We start from the raw sequence: 433 nt of genomic DNA, 5'->3' as shown, positions 1-433 counted from the left end.
CCTGAAGCAGACATCATACAAATTGATCATTTGTATGCTTGCTTACAAGATCAGTCACGCTACACCACTTACGATTTAAATGATGCCATGCTGCAAGGCAATTTGGCTCAATCAATTAAAATTTTTCAATATTTGATTGCCTCTGGTGAGCCAATGTCACTCATTTTATGGAGTATCAGCAAGGAAATGCGCTTGCTGATGCAACTGTTTGAGCAACCACAAAATGCTTTACAGCTGGGTATTTGGAAAACGAAAATTGGATTATATCAACAAGCGCTACGCCGCTTGAATGCCAATGAATTTCTGACTTGGCCTGCTCTATTACTTCGTTTAGACGCGTCAATTAAAGGTTTAGGTCATGAAAATCCTGAGCACTTAGTACAACAAGCCATTGCCAGCTTGTGTGGGCGCAGACTCTTCTAGTCTAATGAAA

Annotated in this window: 1 protein-coding gene; it reads left to right on the top strand. The window is 40.4% G+C overall.

All coding sequences use genetic code 11. The features are described 5' to 3' along the window. The coding region (gene holA / locus F7R20_RS31515) for a DNA polymerase III subunit delta (RefSeq protein ID WP_346266517.1) at nt 1-423 on the top strand (423 nt) is incomplete at its 5' end. Between the last annotated feature and the right edge of the window lie 10 nt (nt 424-433).

The sequence above is a fragment of the Pseudomonas brassicacearum subsp. brassicacearum genome, assembly GCF_008801605.1.
GTDB classification, from domain to species: Bacteria; Pseudomonadota; Gammaproteobacteria; order Pseudomonadales; family Pseudomonadaceae; genus Aquipseudomonas; species Aquipseudomonas brassicacearum.
The sequence above is the reverse complement of the archived record's forward strand: the minus strand, read 5'-3'. Positions and strand labels throughout refer to the sequence as shown.